At 65.2% G+C, this 1420-nt stretch carries 1 protein-coding gene; it reads right to left on the bottom strand.

The annotated features are described in order from the left end of the window. Nucleotides 1–58 precede the first annotated feature (58 nt). Nucleotides 59–1252, bottom strand: coding sequence for an IS256 family transposase (locus tag AB0B89_RS36435; protein WP_358562356.1), 1194 nt, complete (start codon nucleotides 1250–1252; stop codon nucleotides 59–61). Between the last annotated feature and the right edge of the window lie 168 nt (nucleotides 1253–1420).

Here is a 1420-nt window from a genome sequence, read left to right as displayed (position 1 = left end):
GGTCACGTCCAGCGGAGTGGTGTATGAGTTGATCTCTGCGTGATCCTGTTTCTGCAGGTTAAGCGGTTAGTGTCTGCGGCTTCGGGTTTTGCTGGGGTGTGTCGCCAGAGATGAGTCGGAGTCTGGTCTTGGCCAGCACGTCCAGGCCCATGTAGCGGCGGGCTTCGGTCCATTCGTCGGTCTGCTCGGCCAGTACCGCGCCGATCAGGCGGATGATCGAGGTGCGGTCGGGGAAGATGCCGACGACGTCGGTGCGGCGGCGGATTTCTTTGTTCAGCCGTTCCTGGGGATTATTCGACCAGATCTGCTTCCAGATTTCGCGGGGAAAGGCGGCGAAGGCGAGCAGTTCGTCGCGAGCGGAGTCCAGGTGATCGCACGCGGCGGGGTATTTGGCCGACAGGGCGTCGATCACCCAGCCGTGCTGGGTGCGAACCTGCTCGGCGGTGGGCTGGTCGAAGATGGTGCGCACCAAGGTGGCCACCCACGGCTGGGCGGACTTCGGGACGCAGGTCAACAGGTTGCGCAGGTAATGGGTCCGGCACCTTTGCCAGCACGCACCCGGCAACGCGGCGGCGACCGCGGCCACCAGCCCGGTGTGCGCATCGGAGATCACCAGCTGCACGCCGGAAAGGCCGCGGGCGACCAGGCTGCGAAGAAACCCCAGCCAGCCGGCGCCGTCTTCAGCCGAGGTGACCTCCACGCCAAGAATCTCGCGGCGTCCGTCGGCGTTGACCGCCGTGGCGACCAGCACGTGCACGTTAATGATCCGCCCGCCCTCGCGGACCTTCTGGGTGAGGGCGTCCAGCCACACGAACGCATACGGGCCGGCGTCCAAGGCCCGGGTACGGAACGCCTCCACCTGATCGTCCAGCACCTTGGCCATCTCCGAGACCTGGCTTTTGGAGATGTGCTTGATGCCCAGTTGCTCCACCAGCTTGTCCACCCGCCGGGTGGAGACGCCCAGCAGATAGGAGGTGGCTACCACGCTGACCAGCGCCTGCTCGGCCCGGCGCCGCCGCTCCAGCAGCCAGTCAGGAAAGTAGGAGCCCGAGCGCAGCTTGGGAATGGCAAGCTCCACGGTCCCGGCGCGGGTGTCCCACTCGCGGGTGCGGTAGCCGTTGCGCCGGTTGGTCCGCTCGCTGCTGCGTTCGCCGTATCCAGCACCGCACAACCCGTCGGCCTCGGCCGACATCAACGTCTCGGCCATGGTCTGCACCATGGATCGCAACAGATCCCGATCCTGGGTCTCCATCTGCTTCGCCAGCCAGCTCACAGGGTCCACACTGTCGTTCACGGCCATCACCTGTTCTCCTTCGATCTTGGTGTAGCAACCTGAAGGATCACGTGATGGCCGTCTTCATTTCACGACGCCACGCTGACTACCAGCGGAAACTCGTACACCACCCCCGTGGACGCAACC

This window comes from Sphaerisporangium sp. NPDC049002 (genome assembly GCF_040649355.1).
Taxonomy (GTDB): Bacteria; Actinomycetota; Actinomycetes; order Streptosporangiales; family Streptosporangiaceae; genus Sphaerisporangium.
This window is presented reverse-complemented; position numbering and strand designations above follow the sequence as displayed.

Excerpts from the sequence above, each read along its gene's own strand:
- AB0B89_RS36435 (WP_358562356.1), bottom strand. The coding sequence starts at position 1,252 with ATGGAGACCCAGGATCGGGATCTGTTGCGATCCATGGTGCAGACCATG.